The sequence below is a fragment of the Pedococcus sp. P1_H8 genome (assembly GCF_056405175.1).
Genome location: NZ_JBFUCP010000039.1, coordinates 1 through 704, shown reverse-complemented (window position 1 = coordinate 704; position 704 = coordinate 1). Strand labels below are relative to the sequence as shown.

Genomic DNA, 704 nt, shown 5'->3' with positions numbered 1-704 from the left:
CGCGGGACCGCCGCGCGACCTCATCGAGACGGTCGCGGCCGAGATTGCCGAGGCGGTGCTGCGCGACGACCGGGTGAGCGCGGTCGAGGTCACCGTGCACAAGCCGTCGGCGCCGATCCCGCTGACCTTCGCGGATGTGGCCGTGGTCGCCCGACGATCCCGCAAGGGCGCGGGCGGTCGAGGGGGGCTGCAGGGATGAGCCGGGCGGTGCTGTCGATCGGGTCCAACATGGGAGACCCGTTGGCGCACCTGCAGTCGGTGGTCGATGCCCTCGGCGAGCGGGCGGTCGCGGTGTCGAGCGTCTACGCGACCGCGCCGTGGGGTGGGGTCGAGCAGCAGGACTTCCTCAATGCGACGGTGATCGCCCAGGACCCCGAGCTGGACTGCTGGGGCTGGCTGCGACTGGGCCGTCGCCTGGAGGCGGAGGCGGACCGCGTGCGCGAGCAGCGCTGGGGACCGCGCAGCCTGGACGTGGACGTCGTGGACTGCGACGGCGTGGTCAGTTCGGACCCGGAGCTGACCCTGCCGCACCCGCGTGCCCACGAGCGGGCATTCGTGCTGGCCCCGTGGCTCGAGGTGGATCCCGATGCGGCGCTGGTGGTGGACGGCGTCGTGACGTCGGCGCAGGCGCTGCTGGAGCGGCTGGACCCGGCCGAGCGCGACGGCGTACGCCGGACCGACCTCCGGTTGGCGCCGAGATGACG

The 704-nt window shown here is 73.7% G+C and carries 2 protein-coding genes; both read left to right on the top strand.

The window, feature by feature from the left end; translation table 11 throughout:
• Positions 1-199: dihydroneopterin aldolase (locus AC1DYG_RS18695; RefSeq protein WP_477641370.1), on the top strand; the 199-nt coding region annotated here is incomplete at its 5' end.
• The gene (folK, locus tag AC1DYG_RS18690) at positions 196-702 is read left to right on the top strand and encodes a 2-amino-4-hydroxy-6-hydroxymethyldihydropteridine diphosphokinase (protein ID WP_477641369.1); all 507 of its coding nucleotides are present in this window, start codon (positions 196-198) and stop codon (positions 700-702) included. The genes AC1DYG_RS18695 and folK, both read left to right, overlap by 4 nt.
• The last annotated feature ends 2 nt before the right edge of the window (positions 703-704 follow it).

What these genes read in the sequence shown, in the direction of transcription:
- folK (WP_477641369.1), top strand. Translation starts at nt 196, where the DNA reads ATGAGCCGGGCGGTGCTGTCGATCGGGTCCAACATGGGAGACCCGTTG.